This is a genomic window from Roseibium sp. SCP14 (genome assembly GCF_040329475.1).
GTDB lineage: Bacteria > Pseudomonadota > Alphaproteobacteria > Rhizobiales > Stappiaceae > Roseibium.
The window spans coordinates 34,793-54,432 of sequence record NZ_JBDZYH010000003.1; the positions used below are offsets into that span (position 1 = coordinate 34,793).

Consider the following 19,640-nt stretch of genomic DNA (forward strand, 5'->3'; position numbering starts at 1 on the left):
TCACACAGCTTCGATGCGCACGGCGCATTTCTTGAAGTCGGTCTGCTTCGAAAGCGGATCGGTCGCATCGAGCGTCACCTTGTTGATCAGCTGACGGGCATCGAACCACGGCACGAAAATCAGACCTCTCGGCGGTTTGTTCCGCCCTCTGGTCTCCACGCGGGTGATGATTTCGCCACGGCGCGATATCACTTTGACCTCTGAACCACGACGTACTCCAAGCGCCTCTGCATCGTCCGGGTGGATGTAGCAAAGGGCGTCAGGCACGGCCCTGTAGAGTTCCGGCACGCGCTGTGTCATGGACCCGGAGTGCCAATGCTCCAGGACGCGACCAGTCGTCAGCCAGAACGGATATTCACCGTCCGGGCTTTCCGCCGGCGGTTCGTAGGGAAGGGCAAAGGCGATGGCTTTGCCGTCGGGCTTGCCGTAGAACTCGAATTCGGCTCCGTCGGTTACGTACGGGTCATATTCGCCGTTGTAACGCCAGCGGGTCTCGATCCCGTCGACAACCGGCCAGCGCAGTCCGCGGACCTTGTGATAGGTGTCGAAGTCGGCCAGATCATGTGCCTTGCCGCGGCCAAATGCTGCATATTCCTCGAACAAACCCTTCTGGATATAGAAGCCGAAGTCTTCTGCCTCGTCGTTGGCATAGGCCTCATCGAGTTCGCTGTTGGGGAATGCGTCTACCTGGCCATTGGCAAAGAGGACCTCGTAAAGCGTCTTGCCCTTGTAATCGGGATTTGTATCCAGGATTTCTGCCGGCCAGGCTTCGTCCGTCGTGAATCTCTTGGAGAATTCGACAAGCTGCCACAGGTCGGACTTGGCACCCTCAGGTGCGTCGACCAGCTGATGCCAGAACTGGGTCCGGCGCTCCGCGTTGCCGTAGGCGCCTTCCTTTTCCACCCACATGGCTGTCGGCAGGATCAGGTCGGCGGCTTCGGCGGTCACGGTCGGATATGCATCGGAGACTACGATGAAGTTCTCCGGATTGCGGTATCCCGGCAGGCCTTCTTCCATCATATTGGGCGCGGCCTGCATGTTGTTGTTGACCTGCACCCAGTAGCAGTTGATTTCACCGTCCTTGAGCATGCGGTTCTGCAGGACGGCATGGGCCCCGATCCAGTCCGGGACAGTGCCTTCCGGCAGTTTCCAGATCTTTTCGGCTATTGCGCGATGTTCCGGCTTGGCGACCAGCATGTCTGCCGGCAGGCGGTGAGCGAATGTGCCCACTTCGCGGGCAGTGCCGCAGGCAGAGGGTTGTCCGGTGAGCGAGAAGGGGGAGTTACCCGGCTGCGCGATCTTTCCGGTCAGCAGATGGAGGTTATAGATGAGATTGTTCATCCACACACCGCGCGTGTGCTGGTTCACACCCATCGTCCAGAGTGTCATCACCTTGGTATCGGGGTCTGCGTAAAGCTGCGCGATCTTCTCAAGCTGTTCGGCAGGAACGCCGGATTCCACAGACGCGAACTCAAGAGTGTATGGTTTTACAAACTCGGCAAATTCTTCAAGCGTCATCGGTTCCGAGCCGCCATCGCCAGGATTGGCAGCTGATTCTTCGAGCGGATGATCCGGACGCAGGCCGTAGCCGATATCCTGCACGCCCTTGCGAAGATTGACGTGTTTTTTCACGAACTCTTCGTTCACCGCACCCGATTGGATGATGTGATTGGCGATGTAGTTGGCAATGATGAGGTCGGATTGCGGAGTGAAGACCGCCGGAATATCCGCCAGATCAAAGCTGCGGTGTTCGAACGTTGAAAGCACGGCCACCTTCACATGAGGATGGCTGAGCCGGCGATCGGTGACACGGGTCCACAAGATCGGATGCATCTCCGACATGTTCGAGCCCCAGAGCACAAAGGCATCCGCGTTTTCGAAATCGTCGTAGCAGCCCATGGGCTCATCGATGCCGAAAGCGCGGATGAAACCAACCACGGCCGAGGCCATGCAGTGACGGGCATTCGGATCGATATTGTTGGACCTGAATCCGGCTTTCATCAGTTTGGACGCGGCATAACCTTCCCAAACGGTCCACTGGCCGGAGCCGAACATTCCGATGGCTTTCGGGCCTTTTTCCTTCAGGGTGGCCTTCCATTTTTCGGCCATGATGTCGAAAGCTTCGTCCCAGCTGACCGGTGTGAACTCGCCGTTCTTGTCGTACTTGCCGTCGGTCTTGCGCAGCAATGGGGTTGTCAAGCGATCCTGGCCGTACATGATCTTGGACAGGAAGTAGCCTTTGACGCAGTTCAGGCCGCGGTTGACTTCCGCCTCGGCGTCACCGTGGGTTGCGACGACACGACCGGCTTTGGTCGCGACCATGATCGAGCAACCTGTGCCACAGAAGCGGCACGGCGCCTTGGACCATTTCAGGTCTGTCAGGTCCGCTTCGGTGATGAGATTTTGTGCCTGGGCAGGAACCGACATGCCTGCCGCAGCAGCGGCCGCAGCGACAGCCTGTGCCTTGATGACATCACGTCTGTTAATTCCACTCATAAGGGGTCTCCTTAGATGTCAGCCTCTGCTGATTCATGTCCGCTGTCTGTCTGGTGATAGACAAGAGAGGCGCTCACTACGCCCGGGAGTAATTGGATGTCGGTCAGGGTTTGAACGATGTTGGCTTCGCTCGAGGTCTCCACGGTTACGATCAGGCGGCCCTGACCATCGCCATGGGCAACTTCCGCCCCTTCCAGTTCCTGAATTCCAGCTTCGATCGTACCCTGTTGGTCGGGTAACGCTTGAACCAGCAGGCTCGCAATATGGACGGTCTCGCTCATGCTGCCTCCGGTTCGAGCCTGGCATCTTTCAGCGCAAGCACATTTTGCGGGCAGGTACTCAGGCAAGCGCCGCAGCCGTTGCACAGATCGGTATCAATCTTCAAACGGCCAAAGGGACGCTTTGTAAGGTCAACACGAATAGCGGATTGCGGGCAGCTGTCGCGGCAAAGCTGGCAACTGATGCCCTGATCCTGCAGGCAGCCCTGCTGGATCTCGGCCTTTAAGGACCACGGTTGTTCACGTGTGAGATCGAACACCTGAGCTTCACACGAGATGACGCACTTCTGACAGAACGTGCATTCACCGCCGTCGAACACCACCATCGGCCGACCATCGGCATCAGCTTGAAGGATTGATTCCGGACAGGCTTCGATGCAGGCGTTGCAACTGGTGCATTCGGCTCTTACCGAAGTTTCGTCAGACCAGGGAGGTCTGATAACGTCGACTTTGGGCTGACTGCGCAGTCTCAGAAACGACCTGCGACTCGCCGAGAATTTTGGATCTGCAGACATGAATTCAGCCAGCAGGCGGCCCAAGCACTATCTGGGACATCCAGACGATGAACCCGTATCCACCGACGATTGCGACTGATAAAGCTGGGGCCAAAAAAACTGCCAGCAGGATAAACGCAATACGTTCGTCCCGCTTGGTTTGTGCACCGTTTTCCGCCATGAACTCTCCCTCAGCATGCGGACGGATATTTGAGGCGCTGAGAAATGTTATATTTCATTGCGCCTATTTAGACTTTAGGCGAAACGGAGACGGGACTAAAATAGGTATAAACACGTAAGGCTGGCAAAGGATTCCTTGAAACCCTTGATTAGTGCCAAGGGTTTGCAAAAGAATTTGCTGTTGAATTTCCTCGAAGCGAAAAATTCGCTTCATTTTTTCCCGTAAACATCCGCAGGGTCGTAGACTTTGTCAGCTTCAACGCGTGCCAGGCGAACTGCACCGGTCTCCGGTTTAACCACTTTTCTGTAAAAACAGGACCGGTAACCGACGTGACATGTGGCGCCATTACCGGCAACCGACACCTTGAGGACGAGGGCGTCCTGATCGCAATCGGTCAGGATCTCATGGACGGTCTGAACCTGCCCAGAAGTCTCACCCTTTTTCCAGTAGCTCTGCCGCGAGCGGCTCCAGTACCAGGCCTCACCAGTGTCAATCGTCCGTCCGAGGGCTTCTTCATTCATATAGCCGACCATAAGGACGTCACCGGAAGTCACTTCGGTCACTACGGCCACGATCAGTCCATCCTGATCGTATTTCGGCATCAGAAGGTCGCCATTTTCGACCGTGTTCTTGTCGCCACGGCCGGAAATTTCGGAACTGCACATGAAAAAGCCCTTGCTTCAGAATTTCGGTCGCAAGGGCCCTTAATCAGCGACCCTTGCCGCGCACCAGTGACATGAACTTGGCCTGTTCGGCCGGGTCGTCCTGGAATACGCCGGTGAATTGTGTGGTGATCGTGGCGACGCCCGGTTTTTGAACACCACGCATGGTCATGCACTGATGTTCGGCTTCCAGCATCACCGCCAGACCACGCGGTGCGAGACTGTCGTCAATGACGGAAGCGATCTGAGCCGTCAAGTTTTCCTGTGTCTGCAAGCGCTTGGCATAGATGTCGACCACCCTTGCAAGCTTTGAAAGTCCCACGACACCTTCTGCCGGATAATAGGCGATATGGGCTTCGCCAATGAACGGAAGCATATGGTGTTCACAATGGGAATGGAACGGGATTCCGGTGACCAGAACGATGTCCTGATAGCCGCCAACGTCTTCGAACATCCGTTCCAGATGTTCCGCCGGATCTTCATAATAGCCGCTATAGAGCTGGCTCAGCGCTTTCACGACGCGCTTGGGTGTTTCTACCAGACCTTCGCGGTCCGGGTCGTCGCCGGTCCAGGCGAGAATGGTGCGTACGGCAGCTTCCACTTCTTCGCGGCTTGGCCGATGCAATTGGTCCGGCGTCTTTCTTTCGAATCTTTTTTCGACCGGCTTGAGGACAGCGTCCATCGGGATCCTCGCAAATTTACCCTTGTCACTCGTCATACGGCGCTCGTTTGTGCACAGATCATGAAGTCCAGGCTCCAAGACCGGGGACCTTTATCATACTCCACACAAAAAGCGAACGCACAGTTTCTGAGAGGGTTGAGCCGGCTTCAAGCGCACATGCGGCACTCAAGATTACCAACTGCGACCACTCTGCCCCTTGCGAATTTGCCGTGGCAACTGATCTATATATATGAAAGCACCATGCCAGCAATGTGGCGGACGATCACTGGCTTTCACGAAGAGGCGAGAATGCTTGACGACATATACAATGCGAAGATCCTTGAATTCGCAGGAAACATTCCTCGAATCGGCCGTCTTGAGCAACCTGACGCAACGGCAAAGGCGCATTCCAAGCTTTGCGGCTCGACCGTTCTCGTTGACATTTGTGTGAAGGATGGTGTGGTGACCGACTTTGCACACGACGTAAAAGCGTGCGCGCTTGGTCAGGCATCCTCCTCGATCATGGCGCAAAATGTGGTAGGTGCCAGTTTCGACGAGCTTCGCGACGTTCAAAGAAGCATGCGGTCCATGCTGAAAGACGGAGGCCAGCCGCCGACCGGAAGGTTCGTGGATCTCAAATTCCTGGAACCCGTGCGCGAATACAAGGCCCGGCATGCCTCCACGATGCTGACCTTTGACGCTGTGGTTGATGCGCTCGACCAGATTGAGGCAAAGCAGAAGGAAGATGGCGCTGCCGCCTAGTCCGCAGCGTAATTTCTTGTCCGCGCATTCATGTGTTCCAAGCCCAAACAGGAGATCGCGTCCGGCAAACCCCTTTCGGTTTTGGGGCGAGGGGCGATCGGTCTCATCTGGATCTACAGACATTCCCTGTCCCTGATCATGGGGCGGGGATGCCGCTATGCGCCGACATGTTCCGACTATACCGAGCAGTCGATCCGTCAATACGGGTTCTGGGCAGGCGGCTGGATAGGATTGGCGCGTATCTTGAGGTGCAACCCGTGGGGTGCTTCCGGTTTCGATCCGGTCCCGGAAGGTCTTCCCGAAGACGCGCGATGGTATCTTCCCTGGCGTTACGGACGCTGGAGCGGGCGTCACATTTCCGAGGAACATCGGCTCGACTAGACGAATGAGCCGGACCTCCGACCCGGATACGGGCCAGAGATCGCGAGAACGGTTACGGCACCGGTTTACTGCGACGTAGAAGCGGTTGCCTTCACACCGACCAGTCGCCAGCCGAAGGTCATGCCCATCGCGGCAAGAATGATTGCGCCTGCGCCAAGGAGTTGGAGAGGCTGCAATTGATGACCGAAGGCGGCATAATCCACGAAGATGGCAACGACCGGGTAGATAAACGAGAAGGCGCCTTGCAGGTATGTCGGCAGTTTCTGAACGGCGCCATACATCAGAATGTACATGATCCCGGTATGCACGACGCCCAGGGTGAAAAGAGCGCCCCACGCGGTCGACCCTGACGGCAACGCATTCCAGCTGACAAACGGGGCTAGCATCAAAATGCCGACGCAGACCTGAATGAGGGCAATGAGCTGGGGAGGCGTGCCTGTCAACTTCTTGGTCAGCAGTGCGGCAACCGCCCAGAAGAACGCCGCAGCCAGAGCAAGACCAATGCCTACGGCATAGTTCGCGTTCGCATAGTCGGCGCTTTCGGGTTTCGCCTGAATGATCAGCAGGACCCCGACAAAGGCAACTCCGAGCCAGCTCAGTTTTCCCATGGTGACCCGTTCACCCAGGAAAAGCACGCCAAACCCGACCAGAATGAATGGCTGTGTGTTGTAGACGGCGGTCGCGACACCGATCGACGCTTCCGAGTAAGCGCTGAAGAGCATTGCCCAGTTCACAACGATCGCAATACCTCCAAGGACTGCAAGGCCGAGCTTTTTCAAGGTGAGTTGCCGCCGCAGAAGTCCTTGCGATGCACAGATAACGAGCAGCGCCAGAGCCCCGAATGCACAACGCCAAAAGACAACGTCGATCGCGCCCTGACCGGACAGAATTACAAACAGGCCGATGGTGCCGAGAATAGTCATTGCGGCGCTCATTTCCGCCGCGCCCCGCAGGGTCTTGTCCATGTTTGCCTCCATGAGGTTTGAATTGTCTCAAGATTGGCAAAGCAGGCTGGTTCGTTCTATTCGATTAATTAGGTGTTTTTCATTTAATTGATTATATAATTAGGTTTCTTGTTTGTTGTGTTTGGGAAAATTAAGATGGATGACGCGGATAGGAAAATTATTGAAGCCTTGATCGTTGATGCCCGGGTATCGTTAAAGGACCTTGCCAAGCACGCGGGATTGTCGTCCCCCGGTGTCTCTGAAAGGGTCCGCAGACTTCTGGAGCGGGGCATCATTCGTGGTTTTACGGTGGATATCGACCCTAAGGTTCTGGGATACAGCCTGCAGGCCATTGTCCGAATCCGGCCATTGCCGGGCAAGTTGCATATTGTTCAACAGTTGATCCAGGAAATTCCCGAATTCTGCGAATGCGACAAGGTCACCGGAGAGGATTGCTTCATTGCGCGGCTGGCGGTGCCGTCGATCGAACAACTTGACGGGATCCTGGACAAGATCTCGGACAAGGCTGAGACAAGCACCTCCATTGTAAAGTCCCAACCGATCCACCGGCGGCCGCCGCCGCTGGTCGTGAGAGAGGACGAAGGGTGACCAAGGCGTGCCGGTCAGCGGACAGGAAAGGTGCCTCGTCGAGACAGAAACCCTGTCCTGCGTCTTGATCATGCCAGCTTTCCGTCGGATAGGGTTGCTGTTTGACGTTGAATCCCCTATCAGCGGGCGGTTCGAATCCCTTTGAAACGCTTACCTGCCTTGTCTGCAGGAGTGAGCAGGAGAAAAATGATGATCCAACTGACTTTCCCCGACAATTCCGTGCGCGAATATGATGCCGGCACCACCGGACTGGATGTTGCCAGCGGAATTTCCAAGTCGCTCGCCAAGAAGGCTGTAGCGATGACGCTGGATGGGGAGCTCAAAGATCTTACCGACCCGATCAATGAAAACCATCAGATTGAGATCGTCACCCGCGATGACCCGCGTGCGCTGGAACTGATCCGACATGATGCTGCACACGTGATGGCGGAAGCTGTGCAGGAACTGTGGCCCGGCACCCAGGTCACGATCGGTCCGGTCATCGAGAACGGTTTCTATTACGACTTCAAGCGCGTCCATCCCGACACCAACGAAGACTGGCCGTTTACGCCGGAAGAGCTGCCGGTCATCGAAAAGAAGATGCGCGAGATCATCGCGCGCGGTGCGCAGTTCACCAAGGAAATCTGGACCCGCGAAGAAGCCAAGACCTATTTTGCCGCCAAGGGCGAGCACTATAAGGTCGAGCTTGTCGATGCCATTCCGGAAGATCAGGAACTCAAGATCTACAAGCAGGGCCAGTGGCTCGATCTTTGCCGTGGTCCGCACATGGTCTCCACCAGGCAGATCGGCGATGCCTTCAAGCTGATGAAGGTGGCTGGTGCCTACTGGCGCGGTGACTCGAACAACGAGATGCTGACCCGCATCTATGCGACTGCCTGGCATAACGAGAAGGAGCTGAAAGGCTACCTTCACATGCTTGAAGAGGCCGAAAAGCGCGACCACCGCAAGCTCGGACGGGAAATGGACCTGTTCCACTTCCAGGAAGAAGGACCGGGGGTCGTATTCTGGCACCCCAAGGGTTGGGATATGTTCCAGAACCTGATCGCCTACAAGCGCCGGGTTCTGAAGGACACCTACAAGGAAGTGAACGCACCGCAGGTGCTGCATACGTCGCTCTGGGAAACTTCGGGTCACTGGACCTGGTACAAGGAGAACATGTTCTCCGTTCAGTGTGCCGATACGGAAGCCGAAGATGATCGTGTCTTTGCGCTGAAGCCGATGAACTGCCCGGGGCACGTGCAGATCTTCAAGCACGGATTGAAGAGCTATCGCGACCTGCCGCTGCGCCTTGCGGAATTCGGAGTGGTTCACCGCTATGAACCATCCGGTGCCTTGCACGGGCTGATGCGTGTGCGCGGCTTCACCCAGGACGATGCCCACGTCTTCTGTACCGAAGAACAGCTGGCTGACGAATGCCTCAAGATCAACGATCTGATCCTGTCGGTCTATAAGGACTTCGGCTTTGATGAAATCGTGGTCAAGCTTTCCACCCGGCCGGAAAAGCGGGTAGGCAGCGATGAGATGTGGGATCACGCCGAAGAGGTGATGTCCAAGGTGCTTAAGCAGATCGAGGCTCAGTCAGAGGGCCGCGTGAAGACCGATATCCTGCCGGGCGAGGGCGCCTTTTACGGTCCGAAGTTCGAATACACCCTGCGCGATGCCATTGGCCGCGAGTGGCAGTGCGGCACGACCCAGGTCGACTTTGCTCTGCCGGAACGGTTCGGTGCATTCTACGTCGACAACAACGGCGAGAAGAAAACGCCTGTCATGGTCCACAGGGCGATCTGCGGCTCCATGGAACGGTTCCTCGGCATTCTGATCGAGAACTATGCCGGGCATTTCCCGCTGTGGTTTGCGCCTTTGCAGATCGTGGTCGCCACGATCACTTCCGAAGCCGATGCATACGGTCAGGAAGTGGCGGACATGCTGAAGGCCAAGGGCCTGAAGGTGGAAACCGACTTCCGCAACGAGAAGATCAACTACAAGGTTCGTGAGCACTCGCTTGCCAAGGTGCCCGTGATCATCGTTTGCGGCATGCGGGAAGCCGAAGAGCGGACCGTGAACATTCGCCGTCTGGGTTCCAAGGACCAGAGGCCCATGGGGCTGGAAGAGGCGATCGCGGCATTCGTTGAAGAAGCGACGCCGCCGGACTTGAAATAAGTCCATTTGCCACGATCTACGGAAAAGTGATCGACGGCACACTGTTCAACGCAGTGTGCTGTCACACTGGTGAAACAGAACGACTGTTATTCGGTTCTGAATTTGCCAGAGTGAAACAAGGTGTGAAGCAGCCGCCGTGGACTACGCAGAATTCAGTTACGCCAATCCCGAGCATCCAGCGCTGAAACGCTGGACGATCCGGGTGATCGAGGGCATCTCCGGGCGCCGCAAGCTTGTCGACCTGTATGACGTGTGGAAACACTCGATGGTCGGCACGTCAGACAATATCTGGAACGACCTTCTGGGGTTGATCAACCTGGATGTCTCCGTGGCGGATGGTGAGTGGCCACCGAAGGATCTGCCCGAGGGACCGCTGGTGCTAATCGCGAACCACCCTTACGGGATCGGAGATGGTCTTGCGATCCTGGCGCTGGCCGAACAGCTCGGCAAACCGTTCAAGATCCTGATCAACAACGAACTTCTCAAGGTCCCGGAAGTTCGGCCGTTTTCGCTGCCGGTGGATTTTGAGGAAACCAGGGAAGCCCTCAAGACCAACATGCAGACCCGCAAGGAAGCCCTGCGGCTGCTTGATGAAGGCACAACGATTATCGTGTTTCCGGGGGGAGGAGTGGCCACTGCCACCAAACCCTTTGGCCGCGCTGAAGAATTGCCCTGGAAAACCTTCACTGCCAAGATGATCCGTTCCTCCAGAGCGACGGTCCTGCCGCTTTATTTCGACGGACAGAATTCCTGGCTGTTTCATCTGGTCAGCAAGTATTCCTTGACCTTGCGCCTGTCGCTTCTCGTGCGCGAGTTCCGCCGGATTCTAGGCTCGGTCATCACCGCGCGCGCCGGACAGCCAATCCCCTTTGAGACTTTGTCGGGCTTTGGCGATCAGAAGGAAGTCATGGATTTCCTGCAGACGAAGGTCATGGAAATGGCTCCGGTGAAACGGGCCCGGCGACTGCTCGGCAGGAACATTTAGGCGTTCCGTCAACACCGAAGAATTGTCTGAAGTGGTTCTAGAGACACGCGACCTGAAACGATCGCGTTTTCTTTAGTTGCTCGACGTGCCTTGCTGGCTTGCAAGTTCGCTCGTTGTGGTGACGACTTCCACTTCATTGTCGTCTCCCGAAGAAACCTCGAACTTTTGCAGGTAGGTCCGGCCATTGTTTCTGGCGATGGCCTCATACTCACCGGCGGCAAGAACGAAATCCGGAAACGCACCGGTTGCTTCCACAACAATGTCACCGCCGGGGCTGAGGACGGACCATGTGGTGTTGGCGATGGCTTCGCCACCACGTTCATTGACCAGTTTCAACGTTATATCGGCAGCCTTGTGCAGCACGGTCGCCTCGGTCAGCTTGCCGGGTAGAACCTGAATGTCGGCCCGGACAACGGCATTCACATCGCCGTATCGGCTGACCACGTGATAGGTGTTGGCGCTCAGGCGGATGATCGAGCCCGGCTTGACGTTGGATGCGATTTTGTCTCGCTCGCCGCGCGCATCGAAGGTCATGCCGTACACGTCGAACGAGATCGGCTCGTGGTTGATGTTGTCGCCGTCCTTGAGCGATGCGTTGAACTTGATACCACCGGCGTTCAGGGTCACCATCTTCGAGAGGACCTCCTTGCCGATCACGATGCGGTTCGTCGCCTGCGCGAAGCCATACGCGGTATGGATCAGGTAGGTGCCCGGATCGAGACGAAACTCAGCGTCGCCGCCTTCGGAGGTCGCGACAAGTTCAAGGCGCCCATCCGAGTTTGTCGTTTCGGAGTAAATACGCCAGATGAGACCGTCGTCCAGCGGAGTGCTGTCCTGGGTCAGCTTCGCCATCAGGTACAAGGCCCCTTGACGGAGGCCGTTTGAGACACCGTGCGTTGCCGCGGTGGCTGGCGCGTAAGGGGCCAGAATGTCGGAAAACAGGGGTTCCGGTTCGCGGTCAAGAAGGTTGATGATTTCTTCTTCCGGTTCCGCTACCGGAGCATTCGGATCCGGTTTGGCAGCAGGCGGCATCGGCGCATCTACAGTTTGCGCAAAACCTGCAGAAGCGACCATAGCTACTGACGACACACCAATCATGATGGCGAGTGCCGCACCCTTGAGGAAACGAGTGAAAGTCATACCGCCCGAGACAATTCCAAAGTTCACCATGCCCACTGTAATATCATCTTGACTCGGAAAGTTTACCAGTCTTTTGAGTCCCAATCCTGATTTTCCCCTAAAGGACCTGAAAATCAGGCGAATTCAAGACCGCACCGGTACAAGTTGACAAATGCGATCAATCAATTACGTGGATCGTTGCAATTGCGACCACCGATGCAGGACAGCGCCATGCCGAGTTTTACTTCCGGATCCCCGGAAACTCTGGAATTTCTCCGGAAACGCCGCTCACATCCTTCCGTTACCATGTCTGAGCCGGGACCCGATCCGGCACAGATTGAGGATATTCTGACGATTGCAGCGCGCGTGCCCGATCACGGAAAGCTGGCACCATGGCGTTTTCTTCTGTATCGCGCCGAACAGGGCAAAAGGATCGGTGCGTGGCTCGCAGAGCGCTATGAGCAAAAAGCCGGACCGCTGGATGACGACCAGAGGCAAAAAGAGCTGACCCGATTCACCAGAGCTCCGCTGGTTATCGGTGTTGTCAGCAAGGCCGGAGCGCATTCGAAAATTCCAGTGTGGGAACAGCAACTTTCTGCTGGTGCTGTTTGCATGAACCTTGTGACGGCAGCCGCCGCTTCCGGTTTCGTCTCTCAATGGCTGACGGAATGGTATAGTTTCGATAATGATGCCGCCAGGTATCTTGGTGCGAAAGACGGTGAGCAATTTGCCGGCTTTGTGCATATCGGTACGGCCAGCCAACCACCGGTCGAACGTCCTCGCCCGAACCTTTCCGAACTGATCTCCAATTGGACAGAAACAGAGTAACAGATGTTCTACGAAACCGAGAAAAACGACCATGGCCTGCCGCACAACCCTTTCAAGGCCATCGTTTCTCCCCGTCCAATCGGCTGGATCTCCTCGCTTGATGAAAATGGCGGCACAAATCTGGCTCCCTACAGTTTCTTCAACAGCGTGAGCGACAATCCGCCGATCGTCATGTTCTCTTCTTCCGGGTTCAAGGACAGCGCGGCCAATGTCGAAAAGACCGGAGAATTCGTGTGCAACATGGCCAGCTGGGATCTCAGGCACGAAATGAATGTTTCGTCTGCAGCTGTTCACAGCGAGGTGTGTGAGTTCGAGTTATCCGGCCTCGACATGGCACCTTCGCGGCTGGTCAAGGCGCCCAGAGTTGCCAAGGCCGTGACCGCGCTTGAATGCAAGTACCTGCAAACACTGCGCCTGAAGGACCTCAACGGCATGGAAACGGACAGTTTTGTCGTGTTCGGGCAGGTTGTCGGAATTCACATCGACGACAGCATTATCGTGGACGGAAAGGTCGACGTGACCCGATACAAACCGCTCTCCAGGCTCGGTTACATGGAATATGCTGCAGTTACCGAAGTTTTTGAAATGACGCGGCCCAAAGTCTGAGTTTCCGGTAGGAAACAACACTTGACCAAGCGTCGGTCAATCCGGCGCTTTTTTGCAATTTGCAACTGTCGACTCATTGCAGGCGATAGTCAGTGACCTTCATTTGGGCCGGTCTGAAGGTTCTGCACGGTTTCACAAGAGAGATGGGAATTCGCGGTTTTCTCCCGAAATTCGCAAGATTCATTGGCATATTTACGAATGACAGGGCCGTGTTTGGTGCTCTAATTGCAATAAATTCAGCGACTTGCGGACTGTTAAGGATTTGTTAACCAATTGGGCGCGAAGGTTAACGAAGTAATAAATAGTTCCGTCGAGGAGACAGCGTCATGCATGTTGCTGACACTACCTCGATCGCGTCACGGATCGAGCTTGCGTTTGAGTCTGCGAGTAATTCCACAGGTACTTCCTTCGAGTACCTCGTAAAGACAGCTGCGCGGGAATCGTCATTCAATCCGTCTGCCAAGGCTCAGACGTCAAGCGCAACCGGATTGTTCCAGTTCATTGAATCGACCTGGCTCGAAACAATGAAGGAAGCTGGCCCGAAACACGGGCTCGACAAGTATTCAGAACAGATCCAACGGACGAGCAGCGGCAAGTATCATGTCAGTGATCCGGAAGTTCGCCAGGAAATTCTCGACCTGCGCAAGGATCCGGAAATCTCGTCGATGATGGCCGGAGCGCTTACGCAAAAGAATGCCAGTTATCTTGAACGTCGTATCGGTCGTGCACCGACTGATGGCGAACTTTACATGGCCCATTTCCTTGGTGCCAATGGGGCGAGCAGGTTGATCGATGCCGCGCTGACCAATCCGGAAATGCGTGCCGACAGCATGTTTTCAACGCAGGCTCAGGCCAACAAGCCTATCTTCTACCACCCCAACGGCAGTGCCCGTTCTATTGAAGAAGTTTATGAGGTCATCGTTTCCAAGCACAATGCGGTGACAATGATTGCCGAGGCGGGAGGGGCCAAGAAGTCAAGCCTCTCAGGTGGCCTGACAAGTATTGCTGCCTTGCCAAATGCCAAGCCGGCCCATCCCAGTCAGCTCGTGGATCCGAAGAACTTTGATCATCTCGCGGGTGATCCAGCAGCGGCCTTTGCAATGCGAGGCAAACCTGAGGTACCCGTTCAGGCGACCGCAGCGGCGGGTGCGGGGGAGGGCGCGCGTCCGCTTGGCGGTGCCGTTGAACTGGCCAAGGCGGCAGTCCCGGTTCCAGGCCGCAGGCCGGATGAAACCTCCCGGACAGCGGACGCCGGCGGCTCGCGGCGTGACGAAGCCGTTAGCTCTGGTAAGATTGCGTCAGCTCAACCTCCTGTCGTTGCGTCAATCAACGGAGCGGACCTGGAAAGAGCGACAAATCAGGTTCTGTCGGCTTTTCAGGCGTCCGATACAAGCAATCCGTTTGAAGCGATGTTTCGCAATGATCAGGGGGCGTCGGAAGCAGACGTCAATCCACGCTTTGCGTCAGCGTTCCAGGCTGTCGAGGAAGCCGTTCCCTTCAGCACCTTGTCAGGTGCATCCAGCCAGGTAACCGCTCAGGAACTTGCGCTGGCTGATCAAGGTGGACCTCTTGATTTGACACGTTTTTTGCGGCTGAAGGCGGAAGAAGAGCAAAAAGACCTGCTGCCGCCAGCTTAGGAATTCGAGATCGCGGCAACATTGTCAGAATTATGGTGAACCGATCGTTAAACCTTTGATGTCAGAATCGATTCCGACATTTGGGAAGATTGTTTTATCGCCATGACCATACACGACTTTCTGCAGTTGAATCAGGATGATGAGTGCACTCTGGAGACTCAGGCCGCGCGGGAATTTGCAGAGCGATATTTGGCTGCAGAAACCGGCAGCCAGGAGCGGGCAAGCATGGCAACAGCACTGACAGTCCTTCTAGATGACCCAAGCCGGGCGGTACGTAAGGCAATCGCCAAGATTCTGGCCACCTCGTCCCATTCACCGGCACATGTGGTTCGGTGTCTGGCAAGCGATGTCGATGAAGTGGCCGTGCCCATTCTCAAGGCATCTCCGATTTTTTCAGACGCCGAACTGGTCGATTTGTTTGCAGAGGGCAGTGAAGCCGCCCAGTTGGCAATCGCAGAACGGTCGACACTCTCCGCATCGGTTTGTGCCGCTATTTGCGAAGTGGGCAGTGAAAGCGCTTGCCGCGCAATGTTGCAAAATGCGGGTGCAAACGTGTTGCAATCATCTCTGCTGCGGATTGCGCAACGTTTTGAAGACCGTCCGGAAATCTGTGATCAGTTGCTGAAGACCCGGGATCTGCCTCTCAATGCGAGGTACGAATTGCTGATGCGGCTCGCAGCAAACCTGGATGATCATCCAATCGTTCTGGAACGTGTGCCTGAAAACCAAAGACCCACATTTCTGAGTGACGCGGAAGACAAGGTCGTCCTCAGACTGGCACTGGAAGCAGGAGCTGAAGACCTGCCCGACTTTGTCGAACATCTTCGCGCTAACGGGAAGCTGACCACCCGGTTGTTGCTCAGGGCCGTGTGTTGCGGACGATTGCGTTTCTTTGCAGCGGCTCTCGCCAATCTTGGTCAGGTTCCGTTGCCACGCCTTTGCCGGTTGTTGGTGACTGTTCGCCGCTCTGCCTTGCAGGCGATCCTGAGAAAGGCCGGTCTGCCGCTCAGGTCACACCAGGCATTTCTGCTGGCAATCGATGTCGCTCGTCAGGCGGACGCTGATTTCAGCTACGATCTCGCGCTCGACGAGGCCAGAATGTTGACCGAGACGCTTCTGGAAGAAATGCAGGACGGTGCGCTTGGCGCAGATGAAGACGTGACCGCATTCCTGCGGCGCTTTGCGATAGATGTCGCTCGCCTGGAAGCGCGGCAGCTGGTCAAGAACAGTATGCAGCAGATCACCAACGCGGCCTGATCCGGGGGCGCGCAGTTTCTCCCAAACTGTTTCCGGCCAATGGCGCCGCCCTATAATTGGGAATGGCGGAAGGTCGGGCACGTTGCCCGATACGGGCAACCGGGAGGTTCTCTGTTATGTGGAGCCGGCTGATAAACGTCCTGTTCTTGCTTGTGTGCTGTGGCCTGACAACCGTGAGCGTACCTGCCATTGCACAGGAGAAGGTCCATAAACTGGCGCTCATCTCGGATATTCACTTCAATCCCTTTGAACCGGCTTCTTTGAGCAGCTTATTGGCTGCGCGACCGGTCGAAGACTGGACCGAGATATTTGCAACGATCGATAATCAGAAGATGTCGACGTGGGGAGAAGATACCAACTTCGCGCTACTGGATTCCTCACTGCGAGCCTTTGCCGCGAACACGGCGGGCGTGGAGCTGACATTTCTGGTTGGCGATATTCTGGCGCATGAATTCGAGAAGAAAGCCAGCGAGGCTCTGGGGGCTTCCATCACGGAGGAAGAGGCTCGGAAGCTAAAGCAAGACACCGCCATATTTGTCGGTGAGCGGTTGGCGGCACAATTGCCCGGCAGGCCGATTATCTTTGCCCTCGGGAACAATGATTCAGACTGCGGAGACTACCAGATAACCCCGAAAGGAGGGTTCTTGTCCGGCACGCGGGAGATGGTACGCAAACTTGTCGGGTCCGAATTGCTAACACCCGGCTTCGACAAAACCTACAGCGCGGGCGGTTACTATGTGGCGCAGCATCCTCAATTGTCGGACACAAAGATACTCGTTCTCAATGATGTGTTGTGGTCGGAGAAATATCGGAATGCATGCGGAGAGGGGGGCGACACTGCCGGTCATGACATGCTGAACTGGCTGCGTGATCAATTGTCCAGACAGGAAGCGGCTGGAGGGAAGGTGTGGCTCGTGCACCATATCCCATGGGGGATTGATGCATTCTCGACCAACCGCAGCAGCAAGACCGAATGTACCGCGAAAACCGTACCCTTTCTGCGCGAACCATTTTCAACCGAGTTTCTCAACATACTGCGTAAGTTCTCGGCCACGGTCACGACGAGCATTGCCGGTCACACGCACATGGATGACTACCGGCTTTTGAGCGGGGCTGGATCCGTTCCCTTGATCGCTCAAAAAATCGTTCCGGCAATCAGTCCGATTTATCATCAAAACCCCGGGTTCTCAGTTGCAGGTTTCACTTCCGGCGAAGCGGCCATTGTCGATTTTTCAACCTACGCTCTTGGCAATCTTGAGAGCGCGTCGTTGAGTGTGCCCGGTGAATGGCGAGAGGAATACGTGTTTTCAGAGACTTACGGCCTCTCGAAATACTCCACCCAGAGCGTTGCTGAACTCATCGCTGCGATAGAGCATGGTGGCGAGGCGGAGACGAAGTACCGTCTGTACTTTCAGGTGGGACACGGCAACCTGCCAAGCGAAGACATGTCGGCTTATCTTTGTGCAATGAAGGCGCTGGAGCCAGACAGCTTTGCCAGATGTTATTGCGACAACGGGTCCGCTCCTCCGAAATGATCTCCCGACTGAATCCGTTCGGAAAAACTCGTCGGAAATTGTCAATGCAGCCAGGACTTCAACGTTTCTGCTTCTCCTGCACAGTCCGTTGACGGGCTCTGACCTGCTGCAACTTCCGTTTTCGCGGTTTCCAGGTCGGATCTAAATTCAGCAACGCCGTGCAACTTGGCAACGACGGCGGCACCCAGAACTCTTCCTTCCACAACGTCGCTTTGCCAATGCACATTGCATATGACCCTGCTGTTACCAAAGCTCATGCCGCGTTTGAGCACTGCATCTGATCTGTCCGGCGAGATTTGTGCCAGGATAAGTGCCCAGGTCCACCCGATGGTTGCGTGGCCGGATGGATAGGAGCCGTTATGGCTCAGGAATGTTTCGTCATCCGGCGTGCAGGTTGTTTTGCCATTCACCTGGAACGGGCGCTTCCTCTGATACTTTTCCTTTGCAGTTTTTGTTGAATGTCCAGCATCAGTCATGGTTTTGCGCATCAGGTCATAAAGCACCGGCGTTTTCTCGACACTTATTTCGATCCCCAATGCGCAGGAGAAATTGTCTGCTGCGTTTGGAAAATTGAGGTCTGCATCCTTGGTTGCCAGGTGAAAGCGTGCAGTGCCCTCAAGCTCCAGGGCCTCCGCGTTCAAGGCTTCGTCCATCAGCTGACGGGGCGTTCCCCACGTCGGGGATGGCGGCAGCAGGGACAGGCTGTCGGGAAGCGAAGACTTCTCCAGATAACCGTCCGGCCAGTGGTGCCCCCAGCCTGAAGTATCTTTGGCCCCGGCGGGTGTTGTTGAAAAAATGGCAAACATCACGATGGCAAGTGCAGATTTCACGGTCATGATCCGGTCCTCGCGTGCAATCGGTAACTATTGATCATCCGGATGGTGGTCGGTTTTGTCTGATCGGACTTGCAGTGTCAGTCACTTTAACGAATTTGGTGTCGCCACTGGCGACAAAGGCGCAGGCCCGGTAAAATTCGACTTTGATCTTACCTTGCCCTCGGCGCCAAGCAGAAACAAGCTCCGGCTCATTGAGGCAGGATTACGTGTTTCTATCGTGATTTACCGCTCTTTTCAGGAGCTTACTCGGTTAGAGAAACTGGGAGAAGGTGATGGATACGATCGAAGAAGCCAGAGATCGCTGGCTCGGTACCTGGCAGAACACCAAAGGCTCGGTCATGAGGCTCCGGCTATGTGAGATTGTTCACTCAACTTCGCCGGAAAAATCTGAGCACTTCTCCGTGACGGGAACGTATCAGACAGCAAAGGGACGCGTCCCCCTGGAGGTCAGATGCCCGCTTAGCGGTTACGTCACGAACGATCATATCGTCTTTTCGGTGAGTTTTCGGTTCGAGGACGATGGCAAGGGAGAAGTTCATTCTCTCACGGCCTGGGCCGGACAGGTTCTTCCTGATCCGGACAATCCATCGAACCAGCAATTGTCGACGCTTTGGCATCTGGTTCCCGATTTAGAAAAAGGCGATCCGGAAGACACCTATGGCTGGGTGAAAGCCTGGTCGGGCGCAGACAATTTCAAAAGGTTGAGCAAGGATCCCGACCATAGTGTTTGAAAGCGAGAGAGGCAGGCCAAGGAAATCTGCCGGAGCCTCTCGGGAAGTGCTCCGGCATTTAAATCTCGGCGAATGATCTCTTCAGAGTGTCGATTGATCCACTGTCTTTGCATCCGGCAGGGGGTAGTAGTCTCCCTTTGTCTCCGGATAGAGCTGCCGATCCATCGTCAAACCGGTGGGGCCATCAAGTGTCCCTGCCATGACCGAAATGTTTTCGCTGCCTGTTTCCGTCCAAAAGAGCTGGCTGCCGCACGTGCTGCAAAAGCCCCGTTTGGCGGTTTCCGAGGATTGATACCAGGTGATGTTTGAAAGCCCTTGGATTTTCAACTGCTCCTTTGGCGCCTGCGTGGCAGCCACGTAATGGCCTGACGATTTTCGGCACTGATTGCAATGACAGCCGACAACCTGTCTCGGCGTGCTGAGGATTTCGTAACTAACCTGGCCACACAGACAACTTCCGCGCATGGGGTGCTCCTTG

21 protein-coding genes are annotated in these 19,640 nt (G+C 55.7%); 11 read left to right on the forward strand and 10 right to left on the reverse strand.

What is annotated here, in order from left to right:
• The 6 genes from napA to folE all read right to left on the reverse strand — a co-directional run bounded on the left by napA (position 1) and on the right by folE (position 4,793).
• Positions 1–2,496, reverse strand: coding sequence for a nitrate reductase catalytic subunit NapA (napA, locus tag ABLQ08_RS12815; RefSeq protein WP_352942710.1), 2,496 nt, complete (start codon positions 2,494–2,496; stop codon positions 1–3).
• An 11-nt stretch (positions 2,497–2,507) separates the two neighbouring features.
• Positions 2,508–2,777 carry a chaperone NapD gene (locus tag ABLQ08_RS12820; protein ID WP_352942712.1) on the reverse strand — a complete coding sequence of 90 codons (270 nt, stop codon included), beginning with the start codon at positions 2,775–2,777 and terminating at the stop codon, positions 2,508–2,510.
• On the reverse strand, positions 2,774–3,289 hold the full coding sequence (gene napF / locus ABLQ08_RS12825; RefSeq protein WP_352942714.1) for a ferredoxin-type protein NapF: 516 nt from the start codon (positions 3,287–3,289) through the stop codon (positions 2,774–2,776). The genes ABLQ08_RS12820 and napF overlap by 4 nt, the downstream gene beginning before the upstream one ends.
• 4 nt (positions 3,290–3,293) lie before the next feature.
• The gene (napE, locus tag ABLQ08_RS12830; protein ID WP_352942716.1) at positions 3,294–3,449 is read right to left on the reverse strand and encodes a periplasmic nitrate reductase, NapE protein; all 156 of its coding nucleotides are present in this window, start codon (positions 3,447–3,449) and stop codon (positions 3,294–3,296) included.
• A gap of 209 nt (positions 3,450–3,658) precedes the next feature.
• Positions 3,659–4,114, reverse strand: a complete 456-nt coding sequence (gene hisI / locus ABLQ08_RS12835) for a phosphoribosyl-AMP cyclohydrolase (RefSeq protein ID WP_352942719.1) — start codon at positions 4,112–4,114, stop codon at positions 3,659–3,661.
• Between the two features lie 43 nt (positions 4,115–4,157).
• On the reverse strand, positions 4,158–4,793 hold the full coding sequence (gene folE / locus ABLQ08_RS12840; RefSeq protein ID WP_352944383.1) for a GTP cyclohydrolase I FolE: 636 nt from the start codon (positions 4,791–4,793) through the stop codon (positions 4,158–4,160).
• A 288-nt stretch (positions 4,794–5,081) separates the two neighbouring features.
• On the opposite strand from folE, the gene ABLQ08_RS12845 reads away from it, so the two are divergent.
• Complete coding sequence (locus ABLQ08_RS12845) at positions 5,082–5,534, forward strand: iron-sulfur cluster assembly scaffold protein (protein ID WP_352942721.1); 453 nt, start codon at positions 5,082–5,084, stop codon at positions 5,532–5,534.
• Positions 5,535–5,564: 30 nt separating this feature from the next.
• The gene (gene yidD, locus ABLQ08_RS12850; RefSeq protein WP_352942724.1) at positions 5,565–5,915 is read left to right on the forward strand and encodes a membrane protein insertion efficiency factor YidD; all 351 of its coding nucleotides are present in this window, start codon (positions 5,565–5,567) and stop codon (positions 5,913–5,915) included.
• A 65-nt stretch (positions 5,916–5,980) separates the two neighbouring features.
• On the opposite strand, the gene ABLQ08_RS12855 is transcribed toward yidD, so the two are convergent.
• Positions 5,981–6,880, reverse strand: a complete 900-nt coding sequence (locus ABLQ08_RS12855; protein ID WP_352942727.1) for a DMT family transporter — start codon at positions 6,878–6,880, stop codon at positions 5,981–5,983.
• A 135-nt stretch (positions 6,881–7,015) separates the two neighbouring features.
• Between ABLQ08_RS12855 and ABLQ08_RS12860 the strand changes: the two genes are divergently transcribed.
• From ABLQ08_RS12860 to ABLQ08_RS12870, 3 genes are all read left to right on the forward strand, one after another.
• Entirely contained in the window at positions 7,016–7,468 is a 453-nt protein-coding gene (locus tag ABLQ08_RS12860; protein ID WP_352942730.1) for an Lrp/AsnC family transcriptional regulator, read from the forward strand.
• Between the two features lie 189 nt (positions 7,469–7,657).
• Positions 7,658–9,628 (forward strand): threonine--tRNA ligase, encoded by a 1,971-nt coding sequence (gene thrS / locus ABLQ08_RS12865; protein WP_352942732.1) that lies wholly within the window; start codon positions 7,658–7,660, stop codon positions 9,626–9,628.
• 136 nt (positions 9,629–9,764) lie between these two features.
• Positions 9,765–10,613, forward strand: coding sequence for a lysophospholipid acyltransferase family protein (locus ABLQ08_RS12870; RefSeq protein ID WP_352942735.1), 849 nt, complete (start codon positions 9,765–9,767; stop codon positions 10,611–10,613).
• A 72-nt stretch (positions 10,614–10,685) separates the two neighbouring features.
• Here ABLQ08_RS12870 and ABLQ08_RS12875 read toward each other — a convergent pair whose 3' ends face one another.
• A complete protein-coding gene (locus ABLQ08_RS12875; protein WP_352942738.1) occupies positions 10,686–11,753 on the reverse strand; it encodes a hypothetical protein in 1,068 nt (355 codons plus the stop codon).
• Positions 11,754–11,963: 210 nt separating this feature from the next.
• Here ABLQ08_RS12875 and ABLQ08_RS12880 point away from each other — a divergent pair, with 210 nt between their 5' ends.
• From ABLQ08_RS12880 to ABLQ08_RS12900, 5 genes are all read left to right on the forward strand, one after another.
• Complete coding sequence (locus tag ABLQ08_RS12880; protein WP_352942741.1) at positions 11,964–12,560, forward strand: nitroreductase family protein; 597 nt, start codon at positions 11,964–11,966, stop codon at positions 12,558–12,560.
• Between the two features lie 3 nt (positions 12,561–12,563).
• Positions 12,564–13,166 (forward strand): flavin reductase family protein, encoded by a 603-nt coding sequence (locus tag ABLQ08_RS12885; protein ID WP_352942744.1) that lies wholly within the window; start codon positions 12,564–12,566, stop codon positions 13,164–13,166.
• A 326-nt stretch (positions 13,167–13,492) separates the two neighbouring features.
• Positions 13,493–14,803, forward strand: a complete 1,311-nt coding sequence (locus ABLQ08_RS12890; protein ID WP_352942746.1) for a transglycosylase SLT domain-containing protein — start codon at positions 13,493–13,495, stop codon at positions 14,801–14,803.
• 102 nt (positions 14,804–14,905) lie between these two features.
• Positions 14,906–16,060, forward strand: a complete 1,155-nt coding sequence (locus ABLQ08_RS12895; RefSeq protein WP_352942748.1) for a DUF2336 domain-containing protein — start codon at positions 14,906–14,908, stop codon at positions 16,058–16,060.
• A 116-nt stretch (positions 16,061–16,176) separates the two neighbouring features.
• Positions 16,177–17,595 (forward strand): metallophosphoesterase, encoded by a 1,419-nt coding sequence (locus tag ABLQ08_RS12900; RefSeq protein WP_352942751.1) that lies wholly within the window; start codon positions 16,177–16,179, stop codon positions 17,593–17,595.
• 41 nt (positions 17,596–17,636) lie between these two features.
• Here the strand turns inward: ABLQ08_RS12900 and ABLQ08_RS12905 are convergent, their stop codons facing one another.
• On the reverse strand, positions 17,637–18,431 hold the full coding sequence (locus tag ABLQ08_RS12905) for an acid phosphatase (RefSeq protein WP_352942754.1): 795 nt from the start codon (positions 18,429–18,431) through the stop codon (positions 17,637–17,639).
• A gap of 272 nt (positions 18,432–18,703) precedes the next feature.
• Here ABLQ08_RS12905 and ABLQ08_RS12910 point away from each other — a divergent pair, with 272 nt between their 5' ends.
• Positions 18,704–19,162 (forward strand): avidin/streptavidin family protein, encoded by a 459-nt coding sequence (locus ABLQ08_RS12910; protein WP_352942756.1) that lies wholly within the window; start codon positions 18,704–18,706, stop codon positions 19,160–19,162.
• An 81-nt stretch (positions 19,163–19,243) separates the two neighbouring features.
• Here ABLQ08_RS12910 and ABLQ08_RS12915 read toward each other — a convergent pair whose 3' ends face one another.
• Positions 19,244–19,627, reverse strand: coding sequence for a GFA family protein (locus tag ABLQ08_RS12915; protein WP_352942760.1), 384 nt, complete (start codon positions 19,625–19,627; stop codon positions 19,244–19,246).
• Positions 19,628–19,640 lie beyond the last annotated feature (13 nt).